At 43.5% G+C, this 4,108-nt stretch carries 3 protein-coding genes and 1 tRNA gene; 3 read left to right on the forward strand and 1 reads right to left on the reverse strand.

Translation table 11 applies throughout. The features are described from left to right. Positions 1-458 precede the first annotated feature (458 nt). Positions 459-532, reverse strand: a tRNA-Met gene (locus M0Q51_17080). A 672-nt stretch (positions 533-1,204) separates the two neighbouring features. On the opposite strand from M0Q51_17080, the gene M0Q51_17085 reads away from it, so the two are divergent. From M0Q51_17085 to gnd, 3 genes are read left to right on the forward strand one after another with little or no spacing between them, the layout of a single operon-like run. Next, complete coding sequence (locus M0Q51_17085) at positions 1,205-2,011, forward strand: SDR family oxidoreductase (protein MCK9401684.1); 807 nt, start codon at positions 1,205-1,207, stop codon at positions 2,009-2,011. A 6-nt stretch (positions 2,012-2,017) separates the two neighbouring features. Further along, positions 2,018-2,476: a hypothetical protein gene (locus M0Q51_17090; GenBank protein ID MCK9401685.1), complete on the forward strand. Its 459-nt coding sequence runs from the start codon at positions 2,018-2,020 to the stop codon at positions 2,474-2,476. 27 nt (positions 2,477-2,503) lie between these two features. Beyond that, complete coding sequence (gnd, locus tag M0Q51_17095) at positions 2,504-3,958, forward strand: decarboxylating NADP(+)-dependent phosphogluconate dehydrogenase (GenBank protein MCK9401686.1); 1,455 nt, start codon at positions 2,504-2,506, stop codon at positions 3,956-3,958. Positions 3,959-4,108 lie beyond the last annotated feature (150 nt).

Raw genomic sequence — 4,108 nt, forward strand, 5'->3', positions numbered from 1 at the left:
TCGGAAGTGAAACCGATATAAATTTTATTGTGTGATTTAGAGTATAATGAGTAAACGATATACATAAAAAAAGCCCCGCATATGGGGCTGGGTTAAAAAAGTAGCGAGAGAGGGAATTGAACCCTCGTCCGCCAGCTGGCGGATATGAATCCGACGCTCTATTCCTGCTTTTCCAAAAAAGATTTAACCTGCTCCCATATAAACATTCTGCCTTGATAACTTTTAAGTTGTTTTTCACGTGCCATCGCATCTGATTTTAAATCAAAATTTTCGGAATAGATTAAAACCCAAGGCTTGCATTTGCCGGTCCATCCGTTATTACTGTCATGGTTATGAGCTATAAGTCTTTGATCCATATCGGAAGTGAAACCGATATAAATTTTATTGTGTGATTTAGAGTATAATGAGTAAACGATATACATAAAAAAAGCCCCGCATATGGGGCTGGGTTAAAAAAGTAGCGAGAGAGGGAATTGAACCCTCGACCTCCGGGTTATGAATCCGACGCTCTAACCACCTGAGCTATCTCGCCATTTTAAAGAACAAATTTAAGAGAATTGAACCCTCGTCCGCCAACTGGCGGATATGAATCCGACGCTCTAACCACCTGAGCTATCTCGCCATTTTAAAGAACAAATTTAAGAGAATTGAACCCTCGTCCGCCAACTGGCGGATATGAATCCGACGCTCTAACCACCTGAGCTATCTCGCCATTTTAAAGCACAAATTTAAGAGAATTGAACCCTCGTCCGCCAGCTGGCGGATATGAATCCGACGCTTTAACCACCTGAGCTATCTCGCCATTTTAAAGCACAAATTTAAGAGAATTGAACCCTCGTCCGCCAGCTGGCGGATATGAATCCGACGCTCTAACCACCTGAGCTATCTCGCCATTTTAAAGAACAAATTTAAGAGAATTGAACCCTCGTCCGCCAACTGGCGGATATGAATCCGACGCTCTAACCACCTGAGCTATCTCGCCATTTTAAAGCACAAATTTAAGAGAATTGAACCCTCGTCCGCCAGCTGGCGGATATGAATCCGACGCTCTAACCACCTGAGCTATCTCGCCGATTTGAAGGGTGCAAAATTAGTACTTTTTTATTCTTTGGCTGCTGGTAATGAATATTTTTTAAAATCTTAACAAAAATAATCACCACAATTCGGGAAAAAAATTATATCATTGCGTAGATAACAATTGTGAATGAAAGATAAGGTCGTGATTATCACCGGAGCTTCTTCAGGCATTGGGAAAGCATTGTCTGTTGAATTGGCAGGAAGGGGGGCTATTATTGTTTTGGCAGCCCGCTCGTGGGATAAGCTCAGGGAAATTGAAAAGGAACTTAATGCCGGAGGCGCCCGTGTAATGGCTGTTCAGGCTGATGTCAGCCTTGAGGCAGATTGCCGGAAACTAATCGCTGCTGCCATTGAAAAATTCGGCCGTATTGATGTCCTGATCAACAACGCAGGCATTTCTATGCGTGCCTTGTTCGACCAGGTTGACCTGGATGTTATCCGGCGCCTTATGGAGGTTAATTTCTGGGGTACGGTCTATTGTACTAAGTTTGCTCTACCCTACCTATTACAAACCAAAGGATCCGTGGTCGGTGTATCATCAATTGCCGGATTTAAAGGGTTGCCGGGAAGAACAGGCTATTCGGCCTCCAAATTTGCCATGCAGGGTTTCCTGGAAACTCTCAGGATTGAAAACCTGAAAAAAGGCCTGCATGTTCTAATTGCATGCCCCGGATTCACTGCTTCAAATATCAGGAATACTGCATTGGCAGCCGATGGTTCCCTTCAGGGCGATTCACCACGGGATGAAGAAAGCATGATGAAAGCTGATGAAGTTGCGGTTAAAATTGCAGATGCAGTTGAAAAACGGAAGAAAATCCTGGTTATGACTATGCAAGGTAAAATGATAGTGTTACTGAATAAATTATTTCCCTTTTTTATGGACCGGTTGGTGTATAATAATTTTGCAAAAGAACCTGATTCACCATTTAAATAGTATAATATGAAAGCCTTAACACTAGAAATTATCCCCAAAAAAGGCTTAGGGGAAGTTCTTTTCGGAGACACTTCAGAAAAAGTCATCACATACCTTGGACAACCTGAAGATGTTGATAATATTGAAGATGTCGATGGTTTTAACACCGTAGTTCTGTTCTACTATGAACAAGGGATCACGATATTTTTCGAAGGAAGGGAGAAGTCGGTGGTGGCTTGTATTGAAACGGAAAATCCTGAGGCCGTGATGTATGGCAAGACAATATTCAATATGACCGAAGAAGATATAGTCGCTCTTATGACCGAGAAAGGCTATGAAGTTGCAGAAATAGAAATGGAAACCACCGGTGAACGCCGGGTATCATATGATGATGCCATGATCGATTTCTTCTTTCTTGACGGAGATCTCGTATTCGTCAACTGGGGCGTACTGGTCAACGAAAAAGGTGAAATCGAAGAGATGTAGTCCGGTTCCAAAGTTTAATAATTAATCATGGATACATTAGCAGATATTGGATTGGCTGGCCTTGCTGTAATGGGGGAAAACCTTGTATTGAATATGGCAAGCAAGGGCTTTACAGTGGCAGTTTTTAACCGGTCTACCGATAAAGTGGACAAATTTGTAAATGGAAGAGGAAAAGGGAAGAAGATTATCGGAACATATTCCGTTCAGGAACTGGTAAAAAATCTAAAACGTCCCCGCAAAGTAATGTTGATGGTTAAAGCAGGTCAAGCAGTGGATGACTTTATTGAATTGCTTTTGCCACATCTGGAACCTGGTGATATTATTATCGATGGAGGTAACACTCTATTTACGGACACCAACCGCCGCACCAGCTATGTTGAAAGCAAAGGGCTTTTGTATATAGGAGCCGGAGTTTCCGGTGGTGAAGAAGGTGCCCTGCTGGGACCTTCTATCATGCCGGGTGGCTCAAAGAAAGCCTGGCCGCAAATTAAACCTGTTTTCCAGGCCATTGCTGCCAGGGTTGATGATGGTACACCTTGCTGCGACTGGGTTGGCGAAAACGGAGCCGGGCATTTTGTAAAGATGGTGCACAATGGTATCGAATACGGCGATATGCAACTGATATGCGAAGCATACCAGATCATGAAAGATGTTTTAGGCATGTCAGCCGGCGAAATGCACGAAGTATTTAATCTTTGGAATAAAGGCGATCTGGAAAGCTACCTGATTGAGATTACCAGTGATATACTCAGTCATAAAGATGAAGATGGGATACCGCTTGTTGATAAAATCCTTGATACCCCAGGACAGAAAGGTACCGGTAAATGGACAGGTATCGCTGCCCTTGAATTGGGAGTTCCCCTTACTTTAATAGGCGAAGCCGTTTTTGCCAGGATACTTTCCTCGCAGAAGGATGAAAGGGTAGAAGCCGCCAAAGTGCTGAAAATTTATGCGATAGAATTCAAAGGCGACAGGCAGCAATTCGTCCGTGATTTGGGAAATGCCCTTTTTGCTTCCAAAGTGGTTTCCTATACCCAGGGATACCTGCTGATGAAAGCCGCTGCGAAAGAATATGGCTGGAATCTAAATTATGGTGGAATTGCTTTGTTATGGCGGGGTGGATGTATTATCCGTTCGGCATTCCTTGGCAAGATAAAGGAAGCATATGACAGAAATCCTGACTTGAATAACCTGCTTCTCGATCCTTTCTTTACAACTAAGGTTTTAGATGCGCAGGAAGGTTGGCGCAGGGTAGTAACAACAGCTATTCAACATGGAATTTCCATCCCTGCATTTGCCACGGCTATAACCTATTTCGACGGTTACCGTACGGAACGTCTGCCCGCGAACCTCTTGCAGGCGCAGCGCGACTATTTTGGCGCACATACTTACGAAAGGATTGATAAACCCAGGGGCGAATTTTTCCATACCAATTGGACAGGCCACGGCGGGGATACCTCGTCATCTACTTATAATGCTTGAAGCGGGATTAGTCGGCGGTCGGCGGTCATTAGTCCCTAAATATAGAACAATATAGTCCGTACAAAGAATAACTTACTAAATTTAAGCGTTGCCCCGTGCAGTGTAGACCGTTCAACTTATGATACTTTGATATCAATCATTAGTCTGGTC

The organism is Bacteroidales bacterium (assembly GCA_023229505.1).
Taxonomy (GTDB): domain Bacteria; phylum Bacteroidota; class Bacteroidia; order Bacteroidales; family JAGOPY01; genus JAGOPY01.